The 601-nt window shown below is 66.4% G+C and carries 1 protein-coding gene; it reads right to left on the bottom strand.

Features of this window, described 5'->3' with window-relative positions; all coding sequences use genetic code 11:
* On the bottom strand, positions 1-383 hold a 383-nt coding region (locus TSO352_RS16125), incomplete at its 3' end, for a pyridoxamine 5'-phosphate oxidase family protein (protein ID WP_199231613.1).
* Positions 384-601 lie beyond the last annotated feature (218 nt).

Raw genomic sequence — 601 nt, 5'->3', positions numbered from 1 at the left:
GGCGCCGTCGTGACGGTGGCGCTGCCGTTCACCCGCAGGAAGACGTCCTGTCCCGGCACCAGGAACACCAGCCCGCAGGCCCCGTCGGAGGTCAGGAGGTTGGTGATCGACGACAGCTTGTTGTTGCCGGGCCAGTCGGGCAGGGCGAGTTCGCGCCGGTCCACCGCCTGGACGAAGCCGGGACGCCCACCACGGGGTGAACAGTCCATCCCGGTTTCGGACGCGGTCGCGACGAACACCAGCGGCGATTCGGCGATGAAGCGCAGGCAGTGATCGTCGAGAAAGGGGAAGGTCATCTTCACCATGCGCTCGGTCGGCAGGTGGTACAGCCGCCGCAACGCGTCGACGGTGGTGATGCGGTGGGGATCGATCAACTCGGCCAACTCGGCTCTCCGCCCATGGCGTCTGCTGCCCGCCAGCAAACTAACGTTGTTAGGTTTGCCTAACGACGTTAGTTTGTCAATGGGGAGACGGATGTGGGGGAGGGAGCCGCCATGAAGGTGCAACGACCGGACGTCATCGCCGCGGCGATGGCGCTGCTGGACGAGGTGGGGGTGGATGGGCTGACGATGCGGCGGCTGGCCCAGGCGCTGCACATCCA

The organism is Azospirillum sp. TSO35-2, assembly GCF_003116095.1.
In the GTDB taxonomy this organism is placed as follows: Bacteria; Pseudomonadota; Alphaproteobacteria; order Azospirillales; family Azospirillaceae; genus Azospirillum.
This window is presented reverse-complemented; position numbering and strand designations above follow the sequence as displayed.